The sequence below is a fragment of the Gordonia sp. DT219 genome (assembly GCF_049847065.1).
Classification (GTDB): Bacteria; Actinomycetota; Actinomycetes; order Mycobacteriales; family Mycobacteriaceae; genus Gordonia.
Genome location: NZ_JBNCNR010000003.1, coordinates 301,382 through 327,884 on the forward strand (window position 1 = coordinate 301,382; position 26,503 = coordinate 327,884).

Consider the following 26,503-nt stretch of genomic DNA (forward strand, 5'->3'; position numbering starts at 1 on the left):
CGGGGAAGTGGCTGGTCCGTACGCCCTGGCCGATCCTCGCACTCGACATGCTGCGGGCAAACCTCGTCGGCGCGCTGTTCACGTTTGCCTTCCTGCGGTTCGGGATGCCGGCCTCCGACTCGTTCCGGTTCAACGAGATCACCACCCTCAATCAAGTCATCTTTGTCGGCTATCTCGTGGTCGCGATGATCGTCGGTGCCTACCTGAGCATCCAGGTGTCGCTGCCGGTCCTGGTCTGGCACCGCCGCCGCACCCGACTGGACAACAAAGGCGCCCGACGCCGCGCACTACAGCTGCCGATGATCCTCTCGGCGATCAATGTCGGTATGTGGCTGGTCGGCGGCATCCTGTTCACCTGCGTGAATCTGACGGTGTCACGGCGCGACGCGTTCATCGTCGCGATGGCCAGCTTCATCGGCGCACTGGTGACGTGTGTGCTCAGCTTCCTGCAGTTCGAAAAGGTGTTGCGCCCCATCACCGTTGCGGCGATGGCCAACAACCCCGACAACGCGATAGCCCCCGGGGTCACCACCCGCATCACCGTGTTCTGGGTGATCAGCGTGGTTGCGCCGATGCTGGTGATCGTCGGCCTGATCACCATGCAGCGACTCGATTTCATCGAGACCGACGCGCCCGGTCTGCAGCGGCCGATCCTGTGGATGGCGCTCGCGTCGCTGGCGTTCAGCCTGCTGGCGATCGCGCGTGTGGTGGCCGCGATCAACGATCCGATCAAACAGCTGCGCCGCGCCCAGGCGAAGGTGTCCGAAGGCGACCTGAACGCCGCGGTGAAGATCTATGACGGCTCCGACATCGGGCTGCTGCAGGCCGGCTTCAACGACATGGTCGCCGATCTGCGGGAACGCCAGTTGCTGCGCAACCTATTCGGCCGGTACGTGGGTGAGGATGTGGCCCGCCGGGCCATCGAGACCGGTACCGAACTCGGCGGCGAGGAACGCTACGTCGGCGTGCTGTTCGTCGACATCGTCGGCTCGACACGCCTGGCGGTGAACCGGCCGCCGCGGGAGGTCGTCGACATGCTCAACGAGTTCTTCCGCGTGGTGGTCACCGTGGTCGGTCGCCACGGTGGCTTCGTGAACAAGTTCCAGGGTGACGCGGCACTCGCCATCTTCGGCGCGCCGCTGGATCTCGACGACTTCGCCGGGCGGGCGCTGGCCTCGGCCCGCGAACTACGCACGGAGCTCTACGCCACCCTCGGCGACACCGACATCGGCATCGGGGTGTCGGCGGGCAAGGCGATCGCCGGGCACATCGGTTCCGAGCAGCGGCTGGAGTACACCGTCATCGGCGACCCGGTCAACGAGGCGGCCCGGCTCACCGAACTGGCCAAGGACGAGCCGACGCGCGTTCTCGGGTCGGCCCGGGCGGTGTTCCTGGCCGCCGAGGCCGAGGCCGAGAACTGGGACATCGGCGAGGGCGTCGAACTACGTGGCCGGGGCATCGAGACCCTGCTCGCGCGCCCGCACGCCGACCCGATGAACACCAGCCCCATCCCGGTCACCCACAGCTGACGCGCGGCCGGTGGCCGGCCCCTCAGGAGTCGTCGCCCGGTGCACTCTTCTCGGCTGCGGTCTTCTTGGCTGCGGTCTTCTTGGCTGCGGCCTTCTTCGCCGGTGTTTTCTTGGCCGGTGTCTTCTTGGCTGCGGCTTTCTTCGCCGGTGCCTTCTTCTTCGCTGCCGCCTTCTTGGCGGTCTTCTTGGCCGGCCCACGGGCGCGACGGTCGGCGAGCAGTTCCATCGCCCGCTCCGGGGTGATGGTGGCCACCTCGTCGCCCTTGCGCAGACTCGCATTGGTCTCACCGTCGGTGACGTACGGACCGAAACGGCCGTCCTTGATCACCATCGGCGCACCGCTGACCTCGTCGTCCTTACCGAGCTCCCGCAGCGGCGGGGCCGCGGCCTGACGGCCACGACGTTTGGGCTCGGCGTAGATCTTGAGCGCCTCGTCGAGGGTGATCTCGAAGAGCTGCTCCTCACCGGTCAGCGACCGGGAGTCGGTGCCCTTCTTGAGATAGGGGCCGTACCGGCCGTTCTGGGCGGTGATCTCCTCACCGGACTCGGGGTCGGCGCCGACCACCCGCGGCAACGACAGCAGCTTGAGCGCATCGGCGAGCGTGACCGTCGAGACATCCATCGTCTTGAACAGCGAACCGGTCCGCGGCTTGGGCCCGGCAGCCTTCTTGGCCGTCTTCTTCGCGGTCTTCTTCGCCGCCGTCTTCTTCGCGGTCTTCGTCGCCGCCCCCCCACCGCCCGACGGTGTCTCGTCCAGCGGCACCACATCGCCGCCTGCCCCGCCGTCACGCGGCGTCGGCCCGGCCGGGATGGTGGCCGGCGCATTACCGCCACCCTCACCCTCGTCGTCGTCGGCGGGCAGCACCTCGGTCACATACGGACCGAAACGCCCCTCCTTCACCACGATCTCGTGTCCGCTCACCGGATCGGTACCGAGCGAACGACCCTCCTGCGGGGTGGAGAACAACTTCTCCGCCACCGCGAGAGTCAGCTCGTCGGGCGTCATGTCGGTGGGCAGGTTCGCGCGCTGCAGATCCGGCTCGGCCCCGCTCGCTGCGCTCCCGGCGGCCGTCACATCGGCCCCGCTCGCTGCGCTCCCGGCGGCCGTCACATCGGCCCCGCTCGCTGCGCTCCCGGCGGCCAGATCCCGTTCGAGGTACGGCCCGAACCTGCCGACGCGCACATACACCGGGCGGCCCTGCTCGTCGTCGAAGAGCCGGATCGAGTTCACCGCGCGGGCGTCGATCTCCTCGAGGTTCACCCCGACCAGCTTCTTCAGTCCCCCGTGCTTGGCGATATCGGAGCCGGCTACATTCGGCCCGCTCGCTTCGCTCCCGGCGCCGGCTACATTCGGCCCGCTCGCTTCGCTCCCGGCGCCGGCTATCTCCGCGTCGTGTTCGGCGCCGTTCGCGGCGTCGCCGAAATAGAACTCGGTGAGCCAGCGCGTGCGGTTCTCCTGGCCGTTGGCGATCTGGTCGAGATCGTCCTCGAGCGACGCGGTGAAGTCGTAGTCGACAAGGCTCTCGAAGTAGGCCTCGAGCAGCCCGACGACGGCGAATGCGACCCACGACGGGACGAGCGCATTGCCCTTCTTGATCACATACCCGCGGTCCTGGATGGTGCCGATGATGGAGGCATAGGTCGAGGGCCGGCCGATCCCCAGCTCCTCGAGCACCTTGACCAGCGACGCCTCGGTGAAGCGGGCCGGCGGGTTGGTGGAGTGTCCGTCGGCGTCGAGCGCGGTCGCGGTGAGCGACTGCCCCTGCGTCAGCTGCGGCAACCGATTCTCGGCGTCGTCGGCCTGGCCGCCGGCCTGATCGTCGACGGTCTCGACGTAAGCCGACAGAAAGCCCGGAAAAGTGATGGTGCGGCCCGACGCGGCGAATGTGCATTCCTCACCGCTGGAAGCGGTTCCGGTGATGCGCAAACTCAAGGTGGTGCCCTTGGCGTCGGCCATCTGGCTGGCGACGGTGCGCTGCCAGATCAATTCGTACAGGCGGAATTCGTCGGCCTGGAGCTGACCGGCGAGCTGACCCGGCGTACGGAACGTCTCGCCCGAGGGACGGATCGCCTCGTGAGCTTCCTGGGCGTTCTTGACCTTTCGCGTGTACTGACGCGGTGTCGGGTGAACGAAGTTGTCGCCGTACAGTTCTCGCGCCTGGGCGCGGGCGGCGTTGACGGCCGACTCACTCAGCGTGGTGGAGTCGGTACGCATGTAGGTGATGAAGCCGTTCTCATACAGGCGCTGCGCGATCCGCATCGTGCGGTCCGACGAGAACCGCAACTTGCGCCCCGCCTCCTGCTGCAGCGTCGAGGTCATGAACGGCGCATACGGACGACGCGTGTACGGCTTCTCCTCGACCGAGGTGACCGTCATGTCGGCGCGCTCGAGCGCGGTGGCGAGGGCGGTGGCGCGGGACCGATCGAGAACGACCACCCCGTCGGACTTCTTCAAGCCGCCCTTCGGGGTGAAGTCACGGCCGGTCGCCACCCGGACGTCGTCGACCGACACGAGCCGGGAAGTGAACGTCCGCGGGGTCGTCGAAGCGTCGGCGCCGATGTCCATGGTGGCGTCGATGTCCCAGTACTCGGCCGAGACGAACGCCATCCGTTCACGTTCGCGCTCGACGATGATGCGGGTGGCCACCGACTGCACGCGGCCCGCCGACAGCTTCGGCATGACCTTCTTCCACAGCACCGGCGACACCTCGTAGCCGTAGAGGCGGTCGAGGATGCGGCGGGTCTCCTGCGCGTCGACGAGGTCGATGTCGAGGTCACGCGGGTTCTCGGCGGCCGCCCGGATAGCCGGTTCGGTGATCTCGTGGAACACCATGCGCTTGACCGGGATCTTCGGCTTGAGCGTCTCCAGCAGATGCCACGCGATCGCCTCACCCTCGCGGTCACCGTCGGTGGCGAGATAGAGCTCGTCGACGTCACGCATCAACGACTTCAGCTCGGTGACCGTGGACTTCTTGTCCGGCGAGACGACGTAGAGCGGCTCGAAGTTCTCGTCGACGTTGACACCGAGACGCGCCCAGGGTTGCCCCTTGTACTTGGCCGGTACATCGGCGGCGCCGCGCGGGAGATCGCGGATATGCCCCCGCGACGACTCCACCACATAGTTGGACCCGAGGTATCCGGCGATCTTGCGCGCCTTGGTGGGCGACTCGACGATTACGAGTCGCCGGATCGCTTTGCCGCTCGTGGAGCTCGTCGTGCTGGTCTCGGCCAACGGGGGTCCTTCGCTATGGAGTCGGTCCCTCGGCGCAGGAGGTTGTGCCGGAGGTGGAACCGCTCTGTGTCCGTCAGTGGGTTTGTACCTTATACATAGCGGCAATTGCACATCTGAATTCCCGGCAAGGTATACCCCAACCGGCCCCGAACCCGAATTCTCGTGACAAAACGCCTGGTCACACCGGTCGTGAAGGGTGCATCACATTTCTTCGACGCCACTGTCCCCCGTTCTGGCGACCGAGCCGGGAAATGCGACACGTTCACTGTGCGCCCGGCCATTCACTTGCGGGTGCACCGGCCGGGGGCACCCCGATGTACTCGGCCAGACGCGAGAGCCGACGTCGCCCCGACACCCGCAAGGCGGGCGCCACGCTCCGGGTCCCGACCAGAGTGGGGGCGATCCCGGCCCGCATCAGCGCGGTGGCCAGTGGGGCATGCGATTGCGGGCAATGCGGGTCGAGTCCGAGGAGGTATTGGCCCCGCACGTCCTCGCGGCCGGCCGCGAGCACCCAGAACCGCAGGGCGCGCGGGGTGGGGACCCAGCCGGCGGGCATCGTCTTGACCGCGCCCGTGAACCAGCGGCGGTGGAGATCGTCGAGCCCTGATATCGATGCCGTTCGCGCGAGCGGGCTGCCCTCGTCGGAGCGGGTGACCTCGGCGTCGAGGCCGGTGGCCCGCATCTCGGCGGCGATGGCCTGCGCCCGCCAGACGTCGGCGACGACCACCGACACCCGCGTACCGCTCTTCGTGGACGCAGACTGGCCCGGACCGGCGAGCAGACCTGCCAGGTCGGCGACCCCTGGTTCGTCGGTCTCCGCCGAGAAGAACGCCAACTGACCCACGCCATGACACTACTGCGCAGCGACACTACTGGGACCGCGACACTACTGGGCAGCGACACTACTGGGCAGCGACACTTGGGCAGCGGCCACTGCTCCGGGCGGCACCGTACACAAAAGACCGCTCCCGGCCTGGATGATCCAGACCGGGAGCGGTGCGACAAACCTCTTCGCGTTACCGCGAGTTCATCTCAGACGGCGCGGACGCCCGTCGCCTGCGGGCCCTTGGTGCCCTGCCCGACCTCGAACTCGACACGCTGGTTCTCTTCGAGGGTGCGGAAACCGGATCCCTGGATCTCGGAGTAGTGGACGAACACGTCGTCAGACCCCTCGTCAGGGGCGATGAAGCCGAAGCCCTTCTCCGCGTTGAACCACTTCACAGTTCCCTGTGCCATTACTGCATTCCTTCACATTCGATCTGAACTCGGTACGACATTGACTCGCACCGTGGCCGGTTCTCACCGCCATACCTCGAAGATGCCCCGATGAACCGTGAACGCGGTTCGCTGAGGTAAAACTCAGTACCACGGCTGCAACCAGATTCCCCCGAACACCGCAGTGGCGATGTATCGGAAGAAGCTGCGGCCGCTGACAGTCAATCACGTTCGCCATCGATGCGATAGTCGCAGCAACCACCCTGAACGAAAATGTGGATGATTTCGGCAGTCCGACAATCAGCGCTAACATCTGCGTGGACGTCGCGCCAGGGCCGTACATACCGATCCGGTCTCGAATCACCCTCGCGGAGCACGAGAACCACTGCGAAGCACGAGAACCACTGCGGAGCAAGAACCACTGCGAAGCAAGAACCACTGCGAAGCAAGAACCACTGCGGCGTCCGCGCGACACATGGGACGACAGACAACGATGACCGTGCACACCTTTGGAACCGAGTTGCTGCGCCGATCACTCGCCGGCACCGAAGCGGACTCCGGTCCCCTCACCCATCTCTCTGTCATACCGTCGCGCACACCGACTTTCGGGCAGTGGCCGGAGTGGCTCGACGGTGCGGTGCGCGCCGCGTTCATCGACAACGGGATTCCGCGACCGTGGTCACATCAGGCCGCGGCAGCCGAGCATGCGCACGCCGGCCGGCACGTGTCCATCTCCACCGGCACCGCATCGGGGAAGTCGCTCGCATACCAGTTGCCGATTCTGAATACGCTGCTCACCGAACCACATTCGACCGCACTGTATTTGGCGCCCACCAAGGCTCTGGGCGCCGATCAGATCCGGGCGCTCTCGGATCTGACCGCGGGTCGCAGCGCATTCGCCCACCTCGCGCCATGTACCTATGACGGTGACACCGATCCGGAGATCCGGCATTGGGCGCGTGCCCATTCGCGGTGGATCTTCACCAACCCGGATATGCTGCACCTCGGCATCCTCACCGGGGTGCTGGCCGGCGGCTCCGGGTCGTCGGCGGGTCCGGTACGCGGGCAGTGGCGACAATTCTTGCGACACCTGCGCTACATCGTCATCGACGAATGCCACCACTACCGTGGCGTGTTCGGATCACATACGGCACTGGTACTGCGCCGACTGCTCCGGCTGGCACGGGCGTGCGGGTCGAATCCGACGGTGATCGCCGCCAGCGCGACCGTCGCCGATCCGGCAGCGGCACTGACCCGGCTGATCGGTGAGCCCGCGGTCGGCGTCACCGACGACGGTTCACCACGGGGCGAGCGCACCATCGCGCTCTGGGAACCGGACTTCATCCCGGGCATCACCGGTGAGCAGGATGCCCCCGTGCGCCGATCTGCCGGTGCCGAATCATCCCGACTGCTGGCCGATTTCGTCATCGAGGGCGCCCGCACCCTGTTGTTCGGCCGCAGCCGGCGCGGTGTCGAGATCGCCGCCCTGGGAGCCCGGAACCTCTTGGCGCACAGTGCACCCGAGCTGGTCGACAGGGTCGCGGCCTACCGGGCCGGATACCTCGCCGGCGATCGGCGCAAGCTCGAGCAGGCGATCTCCGACGGCGAGCTCCTCGGCGTGGCGACGACCAACGCACTCGAGCTCGGCGTCGACATCAGCGGTCTGGACGCGGTCATCATCGCCGGCTATCCCGGCACGGTCGCCTCGTTCTGGCAGCAGGCCGGACGCGCCGGACGCCAACGCACCTCCGGTGATGCGCTCGTCGTCCTCGTCGCCCGCGACGATCCCCTCGACACCTATCTGGTGCATCATCCGCAGGCGCTGCTCGCCACCCCGGTCGAGGCACCGGTCATCGACCCCACCAATCGCTACATCCTCGGCCCGCACCTGCTGTGTGCGGCTACCGAATACCCGTTGCAGGACGACGAGATCGAGCGATGGCAGGCCGGCGAGATGGTGGCCGACCTCGCCGCGCAGGGATTGCTGCGCCGACGCCGGGCCGGCTGGTATGCCGCGCCCGGGGTGGACCCGCACGGCGACATCGACATTCGTGGTGGCATCGGCGGACAGATACTCATCGTCGATTCCACCACCGCCGAGTTGCTCGGCACCGTCGATGCCGGGCGCGCACCGGCCACCGTGCACCCCGGGGCCGTGCACATCCATCAGGGCCGCACCTACGTCGTCGACGAACTCGACCTCGACGACGGCCTGGCGCCGGCGCATCCGGACGAGCCGGACTGGACGACCACGGCGCGCGAGACCACCGAGATCACCATCACCGACGTCGTCGCACAGGCCCGCCACGGGGTGCTCACCACGGCGCTGGTGGACGTCGACGTCACCCATCAGGTGGTCGGATATCTGCGGACGCTGCCCTCGGGAGAAGTGCTCGACTCGATCGAACTCGACATGCCGCGTCAGACCCTGCACACCCGGGCGGTCATGTATACGCTGCCGCCCGAGGTACTCGCCGACGAGGGCATCGACGCCACCCGCCTGCCCGGATCGCTGCACGCCGCCGAGCACGCGGCGATCGGGCTGCTGCCCCTCATCGCCACCTGCGACCGGTCCGACATCGGTGGGCTGTCGACGAATCTGCATCCCGACACCGGCCTGCCGACGGTCTTCGTCTATGACGGCTACCTCGGCGGCGCGGGCTTCGCCGAACGCGGCTTCACCCAACTGCAGACCTGGATCGCGGCCACCCGCGATGCCGTCGCAGGCTGCGGCTGCGAGAACGGGTGCCCGTCCTGCGTGCAGTCCCCCAAGTGCGGCAACGGCAACGATCCGCTCGACAAGGCCGGAGCGATCACCACGCTGTCGCTGATCTCACGGCTTCTCGTAGGCTGAGCGTCGGGTCGGGAGCCCTGGAACGAAAGTGCAGCATGCCCACATCGTCGGCCGCCGGCCTGCTCGCCGGTCAGATCGCGGCCGACCTGAGCGCCCCCGGCCCACACACGGGTCTGCTGATCGCGTCCGGGAGTACCGGCCGACCGGTACTCGACGCCCTCGCCGCGCATGCCGGTGCCACCGGACGTGGCGTCCTGCGGCCGGCGCCCCACGCCCGGGATTCCCGTGCCGAGGATTCCCGTCCCTACTCGGCGCTACGCCGCCTCGTCGACCAGCTGCTCACAGCCGCCTCGGCGATCACCGACGACCAGCGCACCGCACTGCGCGTGGCCTTCGGCGTCGAGCTCGGTGCCGAACCGACCCGGCTGATGCTCTGCACGACGATCCTGACGTTGCTGCGCGGATGGGGTGCTGACCATCCCGGCGGGCTGCTCCTCGTCGACGAGGCCACCAAGTTGGAGAAGGCCAGCGCACAGATCCTGGCGTTCGTTCTCCGCCGCATCGGGCACACCGGAGTCGGTGCGCTCGTCAGCGCGGCGCCGGGCGACGAACTGTTCGACGATCGCATCGCCGAATACGTATGGGTGCTCGAGAACACCGGCAGCGCCGACACTTTGGGCGTCGACGAGATCGGGACCGACCGTCCGGCCGCCGACGCCGACGGTCTCGCACGGATCGTGGCCGATTCATTTCGTGCCTTCGCCGGCGGCGCGCCGTCCGACCAACTGCACGCCGACCTGCGAGCGGCACTCACCGGCACCCCGGGCCGAGCAGGCGCCGAGGCCATCGATGACGCCATGTGGCTGCTGTGCGTGACCGAGCAGCTGACCGGCGATACCACGCCATCGGATCTACGAGCGGTCGCCGATGCACTGCCCGTCCGCCCGCACTGGGCACGACTCGCAGGACGGGTCAACGGCGATGCCGCGCTGGGTCATTCGGCGCTGGCGGCCGAGGCCGACCGGATGGTTGACGATCTCGCCGTGGCCTCGGATCCGACGATGATGGTGCGAACGGCATTCGTGACGCAGGCCCGCTATCACCGATTCTGGTGGCGTGACGCGCTGGTCCGGGTGCTCTCGGACGCAAACGCATCACCGGACGATACGCTCGCCGCGGCGGCACTGCTGGCGGCCGAACGTCTCACCGCAGGCGACTGGGATGCCGCGGGCACCCTGTCCGCCCGGGTGCGGGCGATCGCGGATGCGCAGGGCCACCGCATGATCGGGACCGAGTGGGCCGACTACACGGCGGCCCTGCTCGCGGCATATCGCGGCGAGCACGACGTCCTCGAGGCGGCGATCTCACGGATGCTGCGCCGGGACGGCATGCGGGGCATCTTCCTGACGCGGCGGGCCGCACACGCGCGCGCCGCGCTCGCTCTCGGTTCCGGTGCGCCACGTCGTGCATACCGGCTGCTCGGCGACGTCACACCCGAAAGTGGTTATGCCGCACTCGTCGACGTGGACTCACGGATGGTGCTCGACCTCGCGCAGGCAGCGGTCGGTGCAAACGCCGGCGATGACGTCGCAGCCCTGACCGAGGTCTTGTCCAGAGACGAGTCCGAGGCACCGCTGGGTGTGCTGGAACCATTGCTCACCGCGGGCGCACTTGCCGTCGTCACCGGTGAACGTGTGCACTACGAGCGCGCGCTCGCCCTGCCCGATGCCGACCGGCAGCCGTTCGCACTCGCCCGTATCCGGCTGTCATACGGTGCGGCGCTGCGCAGTCGCGGGGACCGGGTACCGGCCCGTCATCAACTCCGTAGTGCCGCATCGATATTCCGCGGACTGAAAGCGACACCCTGGCTCGAGCGGACACACGAGGAACTGCGTCGGCTCGGCGATCCGTCGGCCGCGACACCAGTGCGGGGGCGGCTCACCCCGATCGGCCATCGGGTGGCCGAGCTCGCCGCGTCCGGTCTGAGCAACCGGCAGATCGGCGAGCTGCTGCACCTGTCGGCGAGCACCGTGGGCACCCACCTGTCGTCGGTGTACGCGACACTCGGGGTGACTTCCCGTGCGGCGCTGCGTGACTCATTGAGCCGTCTCCGGCTCTGACGATGCGGAGGACCGGGATACCAGCGCCGTAGATTGCTGCCACCAGGTGACACCGATCTACGGCGTAGGGGTGTTCTGCGTGTCGTCGGCGTCGGCCCGCAGTTCCCGCAGTGCGTCTCGCAGACCGCCACGCGATCCGATCCCGAGTTTGACGTACACGTGGTGGAGGTGATTGCCCACCGTCCGTGCCGAGATACCCGTCTGCACGCCGATCGCCTTGTTGCTCAATCCCGATGCCGCCGCCTCGGCGATCCGCAGTTCCCGGTGGGTCAGTCCGCCGGCGGCCGGACCACCGAACACCTGGCGCGCCACCACCGCGGTATCGAGTTCGGCCCGCACCAGCTCGGCCCAGTGCCGGCACTCCATCCCGGCGAACAGTTGTAGCGCGGTGGACAGCGGCTCACGTGATTCGGCAACCGCATGCATCCGTCGCAGATGCGCGCCGAAATAGTAGTGGATCCGCGCCAGATCGAACGGCCACTGCTGCGCACCCGGCACCGCAAGGGCCGCGCGGAACAACGTCCGAGCCGCATCGTCGGGCAGCACGCATGCCTGTGCGGCCAAGTGAATCATGCTGCAACGCGGCGAGATCAGACCGAATCCGGCCCGGGTCATCGCATCCACATGTGCGCGGGCCACATCGAGGCGGCCCACCTGTCGGGCGGCGACGACGATGTCGAGCGCGACGGCCCGGGCGGGCAGGGAATCGTCGGCGAACTCGCCGATCGGTCCGACGGCTGCGGCCCGCTCCAGAACACCGATGGCGTCGGAACGTGCTGCCGCCGACATCAACTCGGCGCGTGCAGTCTCGGTCAGCACGGTACGCGCGCGTCGGGGGATAGCCCACGACACCGGCCGCGCCACCCGATCGGCCACGTCCGCCGGGTCGCCGCGCACCGCGGCCAGACGAGCCTGCTGCGCATCGGCGCCCCAGGACAGCAAATTGAAACCCGCAGCGCCCCACCGACTCCGGGCGTGATCGAGTCGGGACTGGGCACGCGTGAAGGCGCCACGTTCTAAGTCACCATCTGCCAACAGGAGGGTCGCCCAGACCGCAGGCATGACCGGGCCGCGGTCATCGGCGCCGGCGATGAGCCGTTCGAGATGTGGCGCCATCACCGCCACCCGATCCACCGCGGCGGCGGCTTCGGCGACGAGGATGATCGCGGTCGGATCGGTATGCCGGTCGACCGCGACGGCCGCGCGCTCGATCTCGGCCACGCTCAGCCGGTCGGCGAGCAGGACTGAGAGCGCCGTCCGGTGCGCGATATCGGTGACGGCGTGATGCGCGGTCACCTCGGCGGCCACTCGCTGATATGCCTGCCACAGGTCGTTGCGTCCGGAAAGCCAGCACACCCAACGGAGTTCGCCGATCGCCTCGATCAGCATCGGATCGGGTGCGTCACGGCGCCGGCGGTGACCGATGGCCTCGTCGAGGAGTCGATGGGCCATGTCCAGTTCCGTGGCATCACCGCGTGAGGTCACTGCCGCGATGGCCAGCGCACCACCGAGAGTGCTCGCCGCGGTTCGATCGTGCTCCCGCATCTCGCCGACGAGCCGCGCGGCGAGGGTCAGGTCGACCGACGACGCCAGGTAGGCGGCGCGGGCGAGGCGGCGGGCGCACTCGGATGCCGTGGTGTCGACGCGGGCGGCGGCCTCCAGCGATGCGACGGCGCTGCGCCAATCCCCTTGCCTGCAGGCCGCTTCGGCTGCGGCCTCCATCAGTGACGCGCGGCGCCGGACGGAACTCACCTGGGCCACCGCCGCCGGATCGGGCGCGCCGTCGGCGACGAAGACCGCACCGAGCACGCGATGGACGAGATCACGCTCGGCGGAAACCGCGCTCGTCTCGATCATGTGCAGCGCCACCGGATGCAGGCTGTGGATACCGATCTGGGCGCCATCGGTGAGCTCCACGAGCCCGGCGCCGACCGCAGGCAGCGAGGCCACCAGCGCGTCACCGCCGCCGAGCACGGCGTCGAACGCACGTAGTTCCCGGCCCGGATCGATCGCATGCATGAGCAACAGCAGCCGGGTATCGGGCGGCAGTTCGGTGATCGTCGCCGACATCTGGCGTCGCAGGCGTGCGGTCAGGGCCGGGCGATCCGGCACCGGCTCGGCGCCGGTGCGTTGCGCCGACGTGAGGCTGCGCGGAATCTCGGTGATCGCCAACGGATTTCCGAGCGACGCCGCGAGCACGCCGCGTCGCAATCGTGGCTCGAGGTCGGGGTACTCGGCGGACAGGACACGATCGGACTCCGCCTCGGTCAACGGCCCGAGCATCAGCCTGGACCCCGACGCCAGTGCCGCACGTCCGGCGCGGGTCGTGGCGATCAGGGACAGGCCGGGCAGTTGCCGGTCGGCGATGGCCTCGACGACGGTGATCGACTCGCGGTCGAGCTGACGGAGATCGTCGATCAGCAGCAGCATCGGGCCGCGCGCCAGCTGTGCGGCGATCACCACGACCACCGCGTCGGCGACCCGGCGCACATCGGGGGACGGTCCGGAGGCGAGGCCGACGGCGACACCCAGTTCCGCAGGCACGTCGTCGGCCGGCACATCGCACAGCAGCGGTAGCAGGAATTCGTGGAGCCCGGCGAAGGGTTCGGTGGACTCGGCCTCGAAGCCGCGGGCGGACAGGGTCCGCATTCCCAAGGCGGCGCCGTGCCGGGCGGCCACCGCGAGCATCGTCGACCTGCCGGAGCCCGGGTTCCCCGCGATCGTGAGGGTATGGACGGCGTCCGGGATGCCCGACGACGCCGCGTGCAACACGTCGTCGATCCGGTCGATGATCCCTCGGCGTCCGACGACGCCGTCGTCCGCGGACTTCGGCACGGCGCGGACGCTACTCACCGATCATGTGTAACACGACACACTCCCCACCCTGGTGTCCGGGATGGGGAGTGCGCCGATGCGGCGAGGGGCGGTCAGGAGTCCGATGAACCCTGTGAACCACTCGATCCGCCCGTGGACGACGACGCCGAAGATGACGAGGATGCGGTCGACGAGTCGGTGCTCGTCGCTCCGGCCCCTGCCGAACTCGTGTCCGTCGAGCCGGTTTCACTCGATCCCGTGGTGCCCGAGCCGGCGCTCTCCGAGCCGGTGGTGGCCGAGTCGCTGCCGGTGGCCTCGGGTGCAGACGACGGTGCGGTCGGCACTTCGGCGGATCCGGTGGTCGGGGCACTCGTGGTCGGCGTGCTGGTGGTCGGCGTGCTGGTGGACGGCGTGCTGGTGGTCGGCTCGGCCGTGGCGGGTGCCGACGCGGTGGCACTCGACTCGGTCGCGCCGGCCTCGGAATCGGTCGTCGACGTCGTCGCACCGACGGTGACCGAGGTGGCCCGCGGGCTGGTCACGGCGCTGATGTCGGTGGGCGAGATCGACTTGACCGCGACCGACGACGTGGCCGACGTGGTCTTGGGCGGCGTGATGATCTTGAGGATCCCCTTCTGCAAGGACTGCCACGACGACACACTGCCGGGCAGGGTCAGGACTCCGTCATCGCCGAACTCGGTGTTGCCGAATATTCCGCCCGCGACGACCTTGAGCCCAATGCCGCCGAGACCGGCGACCGGTGCGAGGTCGATCCCGTAACCGCCGTTGAGGAGTCCGTCGAGCATCACCGCGGGCGCCGCCACCAGCGCGTTCAGCGTCGCGGCCGGGTCACCTGTCTTCGCCGCGTCGATCACGTTCTGGATGCCCTGCACCAACCCGCCCATGCCCCCGAGCAGCGGGCTGACCGGCACGAGGACTGCGGACAGGATGAGCTGGTTCTGGGTTTCATTGATGACGTTGGCGAGATTTTCCAACGGACCGGCCAGCACCTTCTGGAGCGCCGGCAGGATGGGACCGGGCAGCATATCGAGACCGGCGGTGACCGGCAGGATGGCCGCGAGGACCACCGAGTTGATCGCCGTGGCCAGGTCACCGTCCGCCAGTGCGGCGGCGGCCTCTTCCAGCAGCGGTGGGACCTCCGTCTGAAGCGCGTCGAGCGCCTTCGGTCCGAAGGTTCCCAGCGCCGAACCCAGACCGGACAGATTCGCCTGCTGGTTGCTCAGGATCTGGTTGAGGATCGGTAGCGTGCCGTCCGGCGCGGACTTCTGCAGCTTCTGGATGTTGGCAATCGTGTCGGCGATGACCTGCTGGTACATCCCGATCCCGGTCGTGGCGGCCGCGCTGGTCGCGTGGTTCACGTCGGCAGCGAGTGCGGGTGCGCCGGTCATGGCGAGCGGGGTGATCGCAATGGCCGCGGCCCCGGCAAGGGCAAGGCCGGTGGTGACTCGCGGGCGTCGGGTGCGCGTCGCCGTGACTTCGGGACTGGTGAGTGCGTGCACTGTCTTCTCCTATGGAAACAGGTGAATCGAAACGTGGTCTGTCACGCCGACCCAGCTGCACTGGTCGCACCCATGGCCGTCTGACTTACCGGTGAGTAGCTTGCGCCGCAACCGGTCCGTTATGAAAGCCAGATCACATCTTTATGGACATATGACTCATGCCGCACAATCAGTGGTCGGTGCGACGGAGAAGTCGGCATCGGCCGAGGTCGGGCCGTCGGTCCGCGGGCGTGTCAGCGCACCTGAGGCCCACTCACGCGTCGCCGAACGGCAGCCATATCCGGACAAAAGACTCATACCGGCGTGATGGCACATCGCCGGAGAACCTCGGGTGTATGGGCGCGAATGGCACAAATGCACGGCGAATTCCGCGGTCCGGCAGGTCGATCTGCCCGATGTCGGCGATAATCAGCCAATGCACGACAGGGATGCCCGGCGCGCCGCGGCGCCGAGGATGATCCTGCGGGCGTGTGCGGTCTACTACCTGCTGGCACGCCCGACTCAGGAGGCAGATCAGCTGCCTTCGACCATCGGCGAGAACGACGTGTTCTACTCCGAGGAACAGGCCCTCGACGCCCTCGACATCCACTTCGCGTGGGCGGCGGCACGCCACGACGATGCCGGCATGGTCGACTCCGCGCAGTGGTATCTGCAGAGCGCGATGGTCGGACCCCGGATCAGTCCGTCGCTCGGTGACGTGTACCTGGCCATCTCCGATGACGAGCACGGCGACACCTGGGCCGCGGCAGGCGGTTTCCTGACCGAGGGCGAGGTGGTGCACTGGGCGCCGTTCGTCACCGCGGTGCGCCCGCGCATCCCGATCGCGCGGGGCAACGGCGTCTTGGAACTCGCCTACCGCGGTGATGCCACGGTGTACTTCAACCAGGTGTGGTTCGCACCCATGCATTCGGTACGGGTGTACCCCAAACGGATCGTCGTCGGCGACGACGCGATCGGTTAGACGTCGCGCCAGTTCACGTACAAATGGCTGCTCCCCAACAGGTTTCACCGCCCACGCACATCACTGCACCGGACCGGCCCGGGCCGACGCGACCGCGTCCCGGGAACCGAAGACGCCCAGCTCGATCGGAACGACGACCTCGACGATCACGTCCTCGCCACCGACCCGGCAGTGACGCAACCGCGCACCGGTCCGCTGCTGGGCCACCACCGTGGTGGCGGTGGGACACGCGTCGCCGCCGGAGATCTGGTCGACGGCGGCGGCTAGGGCGGCGATGTCGGCAGCCGACTGCGCCCGGTGACGCGCGACGACGGCAGCGCCGACGTAGACGAGCATGATGAGCACCGACACGAGCCCCACGATCAGCCCCGCCGCCGCCACGGTGGCGTAGCCGCGCTCGTCCCGGATCAGGCCCGCACCGGATCTCACGGTTGCACGCCGGGCGCGAAGTCGACCTGATCGGAGCCGTCGGGCTCCCGGATCGCCACCGCCCGGGCCGACATCGTCAGCCCCGGCAGCGACAGCACCCGATCGGTGACCGAGACGATGATCTGCTCGCCTTCTTCGGTCACGGTGATCGTCGCATCCGTCCCCGCCAGGCGGGCCCCGGCGGCGCGCGCACCGGCATCGCCGGCCGCGGTCAGGCGGGCCACCTCACGAGCCGCGTCGGTGCACCGGATCTCGGTGACCACGGCACCGATCGCACCGACCCCGACAATCAGCACCGCCACGATCGCCGCGATCGCGTACGCCGCCTCGACCGTGACCATCCCCTCGTCGTCACTCCACAGACGGCATACCCGCGATACCCATACCTCGCGGGATGTCCAGTGTGGCAACATCATCAGTTGACCGACGTGTTGAGGGCCTTGTTGATGATCCCGGTCAGCGCGGAGACGATGTCGTTGCCGGTGACCACCGTGTACAGAATGGCACCGAAGGCCGCGGCGGCGATGGTCCCGATGGCGTATTCGGCAGTGCTCATCCCTTCGTCGTCGGTCACCAGCCGCACCGACTGAACGGTCAGCCAGTCACGGACCGAACGGAAATTCTTCTTGGGTGACATGAGATTCTTGGGTGACATGAGTTTTCCCTTCTGTTGACATCGATGGAGAGTGTGGCTCTCATGTAGTTGGACGCAGCACGCGGCGATTGCGCTCCACATCGAGGGGAGTTTCTTGTCACAATCCGCCCAAGGTCTGTGCGGCCAGGCCGATCACCACCGGCACGATGCCCAGGCAGATGAACGCAGGCAGAAAACACAGTCCCAGTGGGCCACTGACCATGACCCCGGCACGTTCGGCGCGGGCGAGGGCGTCGTCGTGGGCACTGCGCCGGACGTGTTCGGCAAGCTCATCGACACCACCGGCCAACGCCGAGCCGGCCCGCGCCGACCGACGGGCGAGCATCGCGAGGTCGGCGAAGCAGCCGGTGTCCGGGCGGGCCTTTCCGAACCTACGACGGCTACCGAGATCCGAAGACGCACTGGCCCAGGCCCGTTCGGCGTCGGCACCGAGTTCGAGGAGTTCGGCGGCGGCCGTCATCGGCCGCGCCAGCGAGGGCGGGGCGCTCGGCGCCGCAACGCGGATCGCGGCGACCACCGGCAATCCGGCGCGCAGACATACCGCCAGCAGATCGAGCGCGGCAGCGACCGCGAACGGGTCATCTGGCCGATCGCCGGTCCGGAGGAAGCGCGGTTCGCGCCCACGCGGCGCCGGCGCATCGATCACCCGGTACAACCGCCATCGCGCCGCCGGCCACAACCAACAGGCACCGGCCACCAGGAGCAGACCCGCGGCCGTCACGAGGAGAGCACCTTTCCGGCGATGCGTTCGGACCAGACCACTCCGGCAGCCACCAGAACGGTGCCGACCACCAGGAGAATGCCGCCGATCCCCCCGCCGAGCAGGGTCGATAGCGGCCGCGCTCCAGTGGCCTGTCCCAGGGCGACGCCGAGCAGCGGGAGTCCGGCCAGCACAGCGGCGGTGGCCCGCGGGCCGGCCATGCCTGCTCGGGTCCGCTCGGTGAAGGTCTTGCGCGCCACCATGTCCGCGCGGACCGACCCGAGCAGCTCGGCCAGCGGTAGCCCGTAGGTCTCGGACGTCTGCCACGCGATCGCGATGCGATGCCACGATTGCTCACCCCCGCCGGTGAGCCCGCTCCCTCCGATCACCTCACCGGCGATCACGCTGCCGCCGAGTTCGGCACGGCCGGCCAGCATGGCCAGTGCCGCTGCGACCGAGTCGGCGCGGCCGGACGTGCCGCCGTCCGACATCTCGGCCGCGGCGGCCGCGCAGGCCCGCGCCGGCGGAGCGCCCACCGACAACTCGGCGATCATCAACGACAATGCGGTCAGCAGATCATCCCGATGCGAATCCGCGTCCTCGGTACGTCGGCGGCGGCGGATACGCCAGAGGTAGAGGCTGACGAGAACTCCCGCCGCGCACAGCGCCGCCACCCCGCCGACGAGCAACGCACCGCCCAGAGCTGCCGGCACGACGAGCATTCGTGGCACGGTGGTCCGGGCCGGACCGGCTGCACTGCCGGCGAATGCACGGAGGCGATGTCCGGCGCGGGATCGTCCCGAACACAGCACCGCGCATGCGGCGGCGAGCAGGATGGCGGTCATCGGGCCGCCACCATCTCGTCGAGAAGTGCGCGGTGCGGAGTGAAACCGGTGCTGCGCAGCCACACCGGCACCGTGGTGACCAGTCCGTCCGAGCCGCGCCGGAGTACACCGATCTCGGACAGCCCGCGGGTACCGTCGGCTGTGCGCGCCAACCCGAGCACCACCTGCACCGCGGCCGAGAGCTGACTGTGCAGGGCGTCGCGGCCCATCCCGCCGAGCGCGGCGAGCGCCTCCATCCGGGCCGGCACCTCCGCGGTGGAGTTCGCGTGCAGCGTCCCGCCGCTGCCGTCGTGACCGGTGTTGAGCGCGGTCAGCAGGTCGATGACCTCGGCACCGCGCACCTCACCGACGATGATGCGGTCCGGGCGCATCCGCAGCGCCTGGCGCACCAGCATCCGGACCGGAACCTCGCCCGCGCCTTCGACATTGGCGGTGCGCGCCACCAGTCGCACGACGTGCGGGTGCGTCGGGGTCAACTCGGGTGCATCCTCCACGCAGAGCACACGTTCGGCCGGGCCCATCTGGCCGATCAGCGCCCCGAGGAGCGTCGTCTTGCCCGTCCCCGTCCCGCCGATGATGAGGAACGACAACCGGGCGCGCAGAATCGTCTGCAACATTTCGGCGGCCGGCGCGGGTACCGCCCCGGTGGCCACCAGCGCATCGAAACCCATACCGGCGCTGCGTAACACGCGGAGCGACAAGCACGTCCCGTCGGCGGCCAGCGGCGGGATCACCGCGTGCAGACGCACCGTGTAGCCGCGCCGGCCCAGATTCGACAGCTGCGCGTCGACCCAGGGCTGCGCATCGTCGAGGCGCCGGCCGGCGGCGAGCGCCAACCGCCCGGCGAGACGGCGCACCGCGGCGTCATCGTCGAAGCGGATCGGTGTGAGCTCGAGTCCTGCACCGCGATCGACCCACACGCGGTCGGGTCCGACGACGAGGAGATCGGCGATACCCGGCTCGGCGAGCAGCTCTTCGAGGCGACCCGCACCGGTCAGTTCGGTCTGCAGATAGCGCAGCGCCGCAAGGAGATCGGTGTCACCGAGCACTCCGCCCGACTCGGCCCGGATGGCATCGGCGATGACGGCGGCGGTGGGCTCGACGGCGTCGGCGGCCAGCCGCGACCGCACCCGCTCGAGCAGGGCCTCGTCGGTCCGCGCATTCATGCGCCCCGCCCCGTACCGACCGCCCCGTAGACCGCCTGTGCCGCACGGCCGAGCGGACCGCGCGCCGCGATGTGCGGGCGACCGTCCTCCAGGCGCGCGGGCAGACGCGGGTCCGGACGATATGAGGCGACCAGGCGCATATCGACTGCGTCGGCGATCTGGGCAGCGCGCAATCCGCCCGGCGACGGACCACGAACGGCCAGTGCGAGATCCGCGGCCCGGGTGAGCAGGCGCTCGGCCACCTGTGTGGCGGCGGCACATCCGGCGACGGTCGCCGATGTCACCAACAGCACCAGATCCACCGATTCGACGACGCCGCGCACCACGTCGGTGTCGGCGCGCGGCAGGTCGACGACGACCAGATCCCCGTGCCCCCGCCCGGCGTCGAGCGTGGCCAGCACGGCATCGGCGTGAATGGGTTGCGGGTCGTCGCGACGCGAGGTCAGCACCGCGACCCGGTCGTCGACGCGTGGCAGCGCGCTGTGCAGCGCCTGACCGTTGACGGCACCGCCTTCCAGAGTGAGGTCCTGCCAGCGCAATCCGGCCCGGTCCTCGATGCCGAGGATCAGATCGAGCCCGCCGCCGAGGTCGTCGGCGTCGAGCAGCAAGACCTGTTCACCGGCGTCGCCGGCAGCCAGGGCGGTGGCCGCCGACAACACCGACGCACCCGCGCCGCCATGGGCGCTCAGCACCGCGAGACCGCCACCGGCGGACCGCCGTGGTGCGCGCAGCTCGGTCAGGGTGCGCACGAGATGGCCCTCGTCGGCGGGCAGCAGCGCGGCATCGCCGGCACCGAGGTCCATCGCCGCCCGCCACACCCCGGCCGGCGGTGCGGCGGTGGCGACGAGCAGCACCCCGGTACGTCGCGGCACCGCGGTGGCCGCGAGCGCCGCGACCGCCGACGGATCGACGACGACCGCACACGCGCGCAGCCAGTCCGCTCGGCAGGCGGCGGGCTCGCCGACGACCAGCCGGTACCCGGCGGCCGCGGCGCAGCGCGCGACATCATCACGCAACTCGGCATCGACTAGGGCGAGCAGGACTTCGGACATGCCGTCATCCTGACGCGCACCGGCGCATCGACTGCGGATCTGCCGGCCCAGCGGCAGCGATCTGTGGAGACAGACCGGAATGGGGACAAACGGTGGAGATCTGGGTCAGAGGCCCAGCAACGGAAAAGTGCCCACCAGAAGAAAAAGACCCCAGACAGAGGACAACCCCGGCCAAGGGGGGGAGGAGGCCGGGGTCGTCGCGTTTCAGCCCCGGGGGGTCGGGCTGAAAGGCACCGGTCCGAAGACCGGGTACCCACGACTATACACGTTGCGCCCGCCGCCGCAAATACCTATCGCAAACGCGCCGTCCGGCCGTGCAGCGACCCTCCTACCTGCAGGTTTGTTTCGCTGTACAAATGACTCACTCTGGCCGACCCGCTCATGACGCCGCGGCATCGCGCGACATACCCCAAGTCGACTTACAGTGAGCTGAGAAGCCCCGCTAGCAGCGGCAACGCCTCCGCCGGCGCTCGGTCGAGACGCGAATTGCGCCCCCGCACACATCGGCAACCACTCACCGGCCGGAGCCTTGATGTGATCGACGTCACGGTGTACAAAGGTGTTACGGAACCTCGGAAGGCAACGTCCGATTCGGAAGAGAAGAAGCGGACCCCCATTTCGGGCACTTCCCAGCACGGGCGGCAAGTACCCACGCGGAGTGAGCCGCATAAAGGCACAAGTGTTGTGCGCCTGCGAAATCCCGGCCTTTTGGGCGATACCGCACATGGCAGCGCCTCGACCCCGGACAGCGCCGACGTCGTCATCGATGGCGTCGTGTGGGACGAGATCGGCAGCGCCGGAACGGTTTTCGTGACAGATGAGCGGGACTCATCGCCGAGGCGGTAACCACAACCCACCAAGCACGCTTGGTAACCTGGGTCCGTGCTTTGCGGGCGGCGACCCGGTTCTTCGGACCGGATCGCCGCCCGCAATGCTGTGCGCTCCTCTGGTCAGCCGGCTCGCGCGGCGTCGGCGATCGACTTCGCCTCGGCCGCGCCGGCGGTGAGCGCCTCGCAGCAGAACACGATCCAATCCTGCAGGGCCTGCGGACGGCCGCTGCCGAACGCCTCGGAGAGCACACGGTAGTCGGCGACCCGTCGGAACCACGTCACCTCCGGCACTCCCAGGTTGTGCGGGTCGAGTCCCGACGACGTGCACACCAGCCGGGACGCCGCGCGTGCCACGATCCCGTTGGCGCTGCCAAAGGCGTTCAGGCCGAGCAGTTCTCCGTGTACGACGGCCGCGAGGACCGGCGCGCCCACGCGCGTACCGCCGGTGATCAGCTGCGACAGCAGGTCCAGTCTCGTCGCGACCTCGGCCCCGTCGCGCGGACGGCCGAGTTCGTCGGGGTCGTCGACGAGGTCGGCGGCCGCGAGCATGTGTAACCGGGCAAACGCCTGGGCAGGGGCGCGACGGAATACCGTCGTCAGCCCGTCGAGCGACTCACCGTCGAGGGCCTGGGCCACGCGCATCGCCCCGGCGAGGATCGGGTCGTCGAAGTCGCCGTCACGACGCAACTCGACGCTGCCGCCGTCGATGGCCGCCGACGAGCGCCCGGCCCGCCACGAGGCCTCGGTGGCGGCCTTGTCCCAGCCGCGCAGGTTGGCCGGATGCCGGTGCACCGCACCGAGCGCGTCCCGCGCGGTGTCGGCGGCAGCGGCCACCCCGGGCAGTTCGGCCAGCGGCGCAAGCGGATCGGTGCTCATCGGATCACCATAAACCGGCCTCGATGCACGCCTGCCCGCACCCGGTACGGCCGCGTCACGCCCCGGTACGGCCGAGCGGGATCGATCGGCCGGGGATCGCCTCGAGCAGTTTACGGGTGTAGTCCTGCTCGGGAGCGGCGAAGATCTCGTCGGCCGAACGGTGTTCGACGACCCGGCCTTTTTCCATCACCAGCACGTCGTCGGCGATCTGGCGGACCACCGCGAGATCGTGGGTGATGAACAGGTACGTCAGCCCCATCTCGGTCTGCAGTTCGTCGAGCAGGCGCAGGATCTGGTCCTGCACGAGCACGTCGAGTGCCGACACCGCCTCGTCGCACACCACCACCTCGGGGTCCAGTGCCAGTGCCCGGGCTATCGCCACCCGCTGCCGCTGTCCGCCGGAGAGTTCGTTGGGGTAACGCCGCATCACCGACGCGGGCAGCGCCACGCGGTCGAGCAGCTCACGGACCCGCTTCTCGCGGCCGGCCTTGTCACCGATCTTGTGGACCCGCAGCGGCTCCTCGACGACCCGGAAGATCGAGAACATCGGATCGATGGACCCGTAGGGGTTCTGGAACACCGGCTGTACCCGGCGCCGCAGCCCAAGGGCGGCCCGGCCCCGGACCGAGCTGACATCGGTGCCGTCGAATTCGACACGACCCGCGGTGGGCGGCAACAGCCCGAGGACCATCTGGGCGACCGTCGACTTACCCGATCCCGACTCCCCGACGATGGCGGTGGTGGTGCCGCGGCGCACCGTGAACGAGACGTCGTCGACCGCCCGGAACGGCGTCGAACGCCACGGCACCTTGCCGCGCACCGTGAACTCCTTCACGAGTTGGTCGGCGACGATCAGTGCGGCCGACGCCGGTGCATCCGGGCCGGTTTCGCGGTCGCGTGGGGCCACCTCGCCCGGGGCCGGCGTGGCCCGCATCGTGCGCCGGGCCGCCAGGGACGGCGCCGCCTGCACCAGCCGCCGGGTGTAGGCGTGCTGTGGGTGTTGCAGGATCTCGACTGCAGACCCGGATTCGACCACCTTGCCGCGGTACATGACGACGATGTGGTCGGCCCGTTCGGCGGCCAGCCCCAGATCGTGGGTGATCAGCAGCACCGCGGTCCCCAGCTCCTCGGTCAGGCCGTCGAGGTGATCGAGGATCTGGCGCTGCACCGTGACATCGAGCGCCGAGGTGGGCTCGTCGGCGACGAGCAGTTTGGGCCGGCACGCCAGCCCGATGGCGATCAGCGCGCGCTGGCGCATGCCACCGGAGAACTCGTGCGGATACTGATTCATCCGGGCGGCCGCATCGGACATGCCCGCCTCTTCGAGCACCTCCGCCGCCCGCTTCTTGGCCGCCGATCCCTTCGCGACCTTGTTGACCTCGATCGCCTCACGGACCTGAAAGCCGATTTTCCACAACGGGTTCAGATTCGACATCGGATCCTGGGGCACCAAACCGATTCCGGTGCCACGCAACTGGTCGATCTGCTTGGCCGACGCCTTGGTCAGGTCGAGGCCGTCGAACATGATGGTGCCGCCGGTGATACGGCCGGAACCGGGCAGCAGGTTGAGTACGGCATTGGCGGTGGTGGTCTTGCCCGATCCGGATTCGCCGACCACGGCGACGGTCTGACCGGGATAGACCCGCAGGTTGACCCCGGAGACGGCCCGTACCGAATCCTTGTCACTGCCGAACGCGACCTCGAGATCCTTGATGTCCAGCAACGGTGCGACGTCGCCGTGGGTGCCTGCGGTGCCGGCGGGGTCTTCGGTGTGGTGCTCGGTCATCGCGTCCTCGATTTCGGGTCGAGCGAGTCCCGCAGCGCATCACCCATCAACATGAAGCTCAACACGGTGAGGGCAAGTGCGCCTGCGGGATACAGCAGAATCGGATTGCCCGCTCGCAGCAGGTCCTGGCCGGCGGCGATGTCGATGCCCCACGAGACCGCCGTCGAGGGCAGTCCGATGCCGAGGTAGGACAGCGTCGCCTCGGTCACGATGAACACTCCCAGCGAGATCGTGCAGGTGACGATCACCGGGCCGAGCGCGTTGGGGACCACGTGGGAGAACACGATCCGCGCCCGCGACGACCCCAGGGAGGTTGCTGCGGTGATGAATTCGTTGTTCTTGACGGCGATCGTCGAGCCGCGGGAGATGCGCGCGATCTGTGGCCAGCCGAAGACGGCCAGGATCGCCACCACCGTCCACACCGTGCGATGGGTGAACATCTGCATGATCACGATCGCCGCCAGGATCAGCGGCAGCGCGAAGAAGATGTCGGTGACCCGCGAGAGCAGAACGTCGAACCAGCCGCCGAGGTACCCGGCGAGCACGCCGATGAGACCGCCCACGATGAACACCAGCAGCGTGGTGCAGATGCCGACGATCACCGAGTCGCGGGCGCCGTAGATGGTGCGCGCGTAGATGTCACAGCCCTGTAGGTCGGTGCCGAACCAGTGGGCGGAGCTCGGTGAGAGCAGGCTGTTCGCGCCGACGCAGTGGCGCGGGTCCTGGTGGGCGAACAGGGACGGGAACAGACAGATCAGGATCACCAGGATGATCATGACCGAGGCGATGAGGAAGGTCGGGCTCGTCCGCAGCTGCAGCCAGGCCCCCTTCCAGAAGCCGGCCGAGGCACCGCTGTCGCGGACCGGGTCGGCGTCGAGCACCTCGACCTCGTCGGCGGGCGCGACGAATCGTTGCTGGCCCGGACGTGTTGTCTCACCGAGCGTCTCGGCGTCCGAGCGCAGGACCTCGGCCTCGGATTCGGGCGGGAAGAAACTTTCAGGCATATCGGATCCTCGGATCGATCACGGCGTACAGCAGGTCCACGACCAGATTCGCCACCAGATAGATGATCACGAGCACGGTGACGATCGACACCACGGTCGGCGCCTCACCGAGACTCACACTGCGGAAGATGGTCTGACCGATCCCGTTGATGTTGAAGATGCCCTCGGTGACCACCGCGCCGGCCATCAGGGCCCCGAGGTCGACACCCAGGAAGGTGACCACCGGGATCAGCGAGTTGCGCAGGATGTGCACGATCACCACGCGCGGGCGTGATGCACCTTTGGCGGTCGCGGTACGTACGAAGTCGGCAGTCGAGTTCTCGGCCACCGAGTTCCGGGTCAGTCGCAGGACGTAGGCGAATGATGCCGACGCCAGGACGAAGGCCGGTAGCCATAGATGTGCCAGGTCGTCGTTGGCGCCGACCGTGACCGGCGCGATCCCCCACTTCACCCCGAAGAGGAACTGGGCGATGAAGCCGATCACGAAGATCGGGATCGCGATGACCACGAGACTCGCGAACAAGACGGTCGCGTCGAACACCCCGCCGCGGCGGAGTCCGGCGATCACACCGAACACGATGCCGAACACGGCCTCGATGATCAGCGCGAAGATCGCCAGCCGGATCGTCACCGGAAAGGTCTGCGCCATCACGTCGGCCACCGGGCGGCCGGAGAACGACATCCCGAAATCGCCGGTGAAGATGCCACTCAGATAGTGCCAATACTGTTGGAAGAAGCCGTCATTGAGGTGGTATTGGTTGCGGATCTGCTCGCGGACCGCGGGAGTAAGCGGTTTACCGCCGCCCATCGCCGCGGTCGGATCACCCGGCAGGCTGAACACCATGAAATAGAGCAGCAGGGTGGCGCCGAAGAAGACCGGGATCAGCTGCAGAATGCGTCGAATTGTGTACCAGAGCATGTCAATTCATCTCTCGCGCACGGAATCGGACCCCCTCGGCCGCACCGGCCGCCGAACGG

20 protein-coding genes are annotated in these 26,503 nt (G+C 68.6%); 4 read left to right on the forward strand and 16 right to left on the reverse strand.

From position 1 onward, the window contains the following. Positions 1-47 precede the first annotated feature (47 nt). A complete protein-coding gene (locus ACPXB3_RS07075) occupies positions 48-1,529 on the forward strand; it encodes an adenylate/guanylate cyclase domain-containing protein (RefSeq protein ID WP_425704447.1) in 1,482 nt (493 codons plus the stop codon). A gap of 22 nt (positions 1,530-1,551) precedes the next feature. On the opposite strand, the gene topA is transcribed toward ACPXB3_RS07075, so the two are convergent. The 3 genes from topA to ACPXB3_RS07090 all read right to left on the reverse strand — a co-directional run bounded on the left by topA (position 1,552) and on the right by ACPXB3_RS07090 (position 5,997). Beyond that, the gene (gene topA / locus ACPXB3_RS07080) at positions 1,552-4,761 is read right to left on the reverse strand and encodes a type I DNA topoisomerase (protein WP_425727195.1); all 3,210 of its coding nucleotides are present in this window, start codon (positions 4,759-4,761) and stop codon (positions 1,552-1,554) included. Between the two features lie 262 nt (positions 4,762-5,023). Beyond that, the gene (locus tag ACPXB3_RS07085; protein ID WP_425727196.1) at positions 5,024-5,605 is read right to left on the reverse strand and encodes a hypothetical protein; all 582 of its coding nucleotides are present in this window, start codon (positions 5,603-5,605) and stop codon (positions 5,024-5,026) included. Positions 5,606-5,793: 188 nt separating this feature from the next. Then, a complete protein-coding gene (locus ACPXB3_RS07090; RefSeq protein ID WP_004022110.1) occupies positions 5,794-5,997 on the reverse strand; it encodes a cold-shock protein in 204 nt (67 codons plus the stop codon). A 472-nt stretch (positions 5,998-6,469) separates the two neighbouring features. On the opposite strand from ACPXB3_RS07090, the gene ACPXB3_RS07095 reads away from it, so the two are divergent. Together ACPXB3_RS07095 and ACPXB3_RS07100 are read left to right on the forward strand one after the other, a co-directional pair. After that, the gene (locus ACPXB3_RS07095) at positions 6,470-8,830 is read left to right on the forward strand and encodes a DEAD/DEAH box helicase (protein WP_425727278.1); all 2,361 of its coding nucleotides are present in this window, start codon (positions 6,470-6,472) and stop codon (positions 8,828-8,830) included. Positions 8,831-8,865: 35 nt separating this feature from the next. After that, positions 8,866-10,890 (forward strand): response regulator transcription factor, encoded by a 2,025-nt coding sequence (locus ACPXB3_RS07100; protein ID WP_425727198.1) that lies wholly within the window; start codon positions 8,866-8,868, stop codon positions 10,888-10,890. A 57-nt stretch (positions 10,891-10,947) separates the two neighbouring features. Here the strand turns inward: ACPXB3_RS07100 and ACPXB3_RS07105 are convergent, their stop codons facing one another. Further along, positions 10,948-13,743: a LuxR C-terminal-related transcriptional regulator gene (locus tag ACPXB3_RS07105; RefSeq protein ID WP_425727200.1), complete on the reverse strand. Its 2,796-nt coding sequence runs from the start codon at positions 13,741-13,743 to the stop codon at positions 10,948-10,950. A gap of 74 nt (positions 13,744-13,817) precedes the next feature. Beyond that, positions 13,818-15,221, reverse strand: coding sequence for a hypothetical protein (locus ACPXB3_RS07110; protein WP_425727202.1), 1,404 nt, complete (start codon positions 15,219-15,221; stop codon positions 13,818-13,820). Between the two features lie 415 nt (positions 15,222-15,636). Here ACPXB3_RS07110 and ACPXB3_RS07115 point away from each other — a divergent pair, with 415 nt between their 5' ends. After that, positions 15,637-16,182, forward strand: coding sequence for a hypothetical protein (locus ACPXB3_RS07115; protein ID WP_425704336.1), 546 nt, complete (start codon positions 15,637-15,639; stop codon positions 16,180-16,182). A 60-nt stretch (positions 16,183-16,242) separates the two neighbouring features. Here ACPXB3_RS07115 and ACPXB3_RS07120 read toward each other — a convergent pair whose 3' ends face one another. From ACPXB3_RS07120 to ACPXB3_RS07170, 11 genes are all read right to left on the reverse strand, one after another. After that, positions 16,243-16,611, reverse strand: coding sequence for an Rv3654c family TadE-like protein (locus ACPXB3_RS07120; protein WP_425704337.1), 369 nt, complete (start codon positions 16,609-16,611; stop codon positions 16,243-16,245). Next, entirely contained in the window at positions 16,608-17,024 is a 417-nt protein-coding gene (locus ACPXB3_RS07125) for a TadE family type IV pilus minor pilin (RefSeq protein WP_425704449.1), read from the reverse strand. Before ACPXB3_RS07125 ends, ACPXB3_RS07120 begins: the two co-directional genes overlap by 4 nt. A gap of 2 nt (positions 17,025-17,026) precedes the next feature. Further along, positions 17,027-17,248, reverse strand: a complete 222-nt coding sequence (locus tag ACPXB3_RS07130) for a DUF4244 domain-containing protein (RefSeq protein WP_425704450.1) — start codon at positions 17,246-17,248, stop codon at positions 17,027-17,029. 115 nt (positions 17,249-17,363) lie between these two features. Further along, positions 17,364-17,987: a type II secretion system F family protein gene (locus ACPXB3_RS07135; protein WP_425704338.1), complete on the reverse strand. Its 624-nt coding sequence runs from the start codon at positions 17,985-17,987 to the stop codon at positions 17,364-17,366. Beyond that, complete coding sequence (locus ACPXB3_RS07140; RefSeq protein WP_425704339.1) at positions 17,984-18,811, reverse strand: type II secretion system F family protein; 828 nt, start codon at positions 18,809-18,811, stop codon at positions 17,984-17,986. The genes ACPXB3_RS07135 and ACPXB3_RS07140 overlap by 4 nt, the downstream gene beginning before the upstream one ends. Further along, entirely contained in the window at positions 18,808-19,977 is a 1,170-nt protein-coding gene (locus ACPXB3_RS07145) for a TadA family conjugal transfer-associated ATPase (protein ID WP_425704340.1), read from the reverse strand. Before ACPXB3_RS07145 ends, ACPXB3_RS07140 begins: the two co-directional genes overlap by 4 nt. Then, complete coding sequence (ssd, locus tag ACPXB3_RS07150) at positions 19,974-21,029, reverse strand: septum site-determining protein Ssd (protein ID WP_425727204.1); 1,056 nt, start codon at positions 21,027-21,029, stop codon at positions 19,974-19,976. The genes ACPXB3_RS07145 and ssd overlap by 4 nt, the downstream gene beginning before the upstream one ends. A gap of 950 nt (positions 21,030-21,979) precedes the next feature. Beyond that, positions 21,980-22,735, reverse strand: a complete 756-nt coding sequence (locus tag ACPXB3_RS07155) for an oxidoreductase (protein ID WP_425704342.1) — start codon at positions 22,733-22,735, stop codon at positions 21,980-21,982. Positions 22,736-22,790: 55 nt separating this feature from the next. Further along, positions 22,791-24,521 carry a dipeptide ABC transporter ATP-binding protein gene (locus ACPXB3_RS07160; RefSeq protein ID WP_425727206.1) on the reverse strand — a complete coding sequence of 577 codons (1,731 nt, stop codon included), beginning with the start codon at positions 24,519-24,521 and terminating at the stop codon, positions 22,791-22,793. Continuing rightward, positions 24,518-25,525: an ABC transporter permease gene (locus ACPXB3_RS07165; RefSeq protein WP_425704344.1), complete on the reverse strand. Its 1,008-nt coding sequence runs from the start codon at positions 25,523-25,525 to the stop codon at positions 24,518-24,520. Before ACPXB3_RS07165 ends, ACPXB3_RS07160 begins: the two co-directional genes overlap by 4 nt. After that, the gene (locus ACPXB3_RS07170) at positions 25,518-26,444 is read right to left on the reverse strand and encodes an ABC transporter permease (RefSeq protein WP_425704345.1); all 927 of its coding nucleotides are present in this window, start codon (positions 26,442-26,444) and stop codon (positions 25,518-25,520) included. The genes ACPXB3_RS07165 and ACPXB3_RS07170 overlap by 8 nt, the downstream gene beginning before the upstream one ends. Positions 26,445-26,503 lie beyond the last annotated feature (59 nt).

Bases quoted from the DNA above. Each gene is read 5' to 3' on its own strand.
- ACPXB3_RS07075 (WP_425704447.1), top strand. From the start codon at position 48: ATGCTGCGGGCAAACCTCGTCGGCGCGCTGTTCACGTTTGCCTTCCTG.
- ACPXB3_RS07090 (WP_004022110.1), bottom strand. From the start codon at position 5,997: ATGGCACAGGGAACTGTGAAGTGGTTCAACGCGGAGAAGGGCTTCGGC.
- ACPXB3_RS07095 (WP_425727278.1), top strand. From the start codon at position 6,470: ATGACCGTGCACACCTTTGGAACCGAGTTGCTGCGCCGATCACTCGCC.
- ACPXB3_RS07100 (WP_425727198.1), top strand. From the start codon at position 8,866: ATGCCCACATCGTCGGCCGCCGGCCTGCTCGCCGGTCAGATCGCGGCC.
- ACPXB3_RS07115 (WP_425704336.1), top strand. From the start codon at position 15,637: ATGCACGACAGGGATGCCCGGCGCGCCGCGGCGCCGAGGATGATCCTG.
- ACPXB3_RS07125 (WP_425704449.1), bottom strand. From the start codon at position 17,024: ATGTTGCCACACTGGACATCCCGCGAGGTATGGGTATCGCGGGTATGC.
- ACPXB3_RS07130 (WP_425704450.1), bottom strand. From the start codon at position 17,248: ATGTCACCCAAGAAGAATTTCCGTTCGGTCCGTGACTGGCTGACCGTT.
- ACPXB3_RS07140 (WP_425704339.1), bottom strand. From the start codon at position 18,811: ATGACCGCCATCCTGCTCGCCGCCGCATGCGCGGTGCTGTGTTCGGGA.
- ACPXB3_RS07145 (WP_425704340.1), bottom strand. From the start codon at position 19,977: ATGAATGCGCGGACCGACGAGGCCCTGCTCGAGCGGGTGCGGTCGCGG.
- ssd (WP_425727204.1), bottom strand. From the start codon at position 21,029: ATGTCCGAAGTCCTGCTCGCCCTAGTCGATGCCGAGTTGCGTGATGAT.
- ACPXB3_RS07155 (WP_425704342.1), bottom strand. From the start codon at position 22,735: ATGAGCACCGATCCGCTTGCGCCGCTGGCCGAACTGCCCGGGGTGGCC.
- ACPXB3_RS07160 (WP_425727206.1), bottom strand. From the start codon at position 24,521: ATGACCGAGCACCACACCGAAGACCCCGCCGGCACCGCAGGCACCCAC.
- ACPXB3_RS07165 (WP_425704344.1), bottom strand. From the start codon at position 25,525: ATGCCTGAAAGTTTCTTCCCGCCCGAATCCGAGGCCGAGGTCCTGCGC.
- ACPXB3_RS07170 (WP_425704345.1), bottom strand. From the start codon at position 26,444: ATGCTCTGGTACACAATTCGACGCATTCTGCAGCTGATCCCGGTCTTC.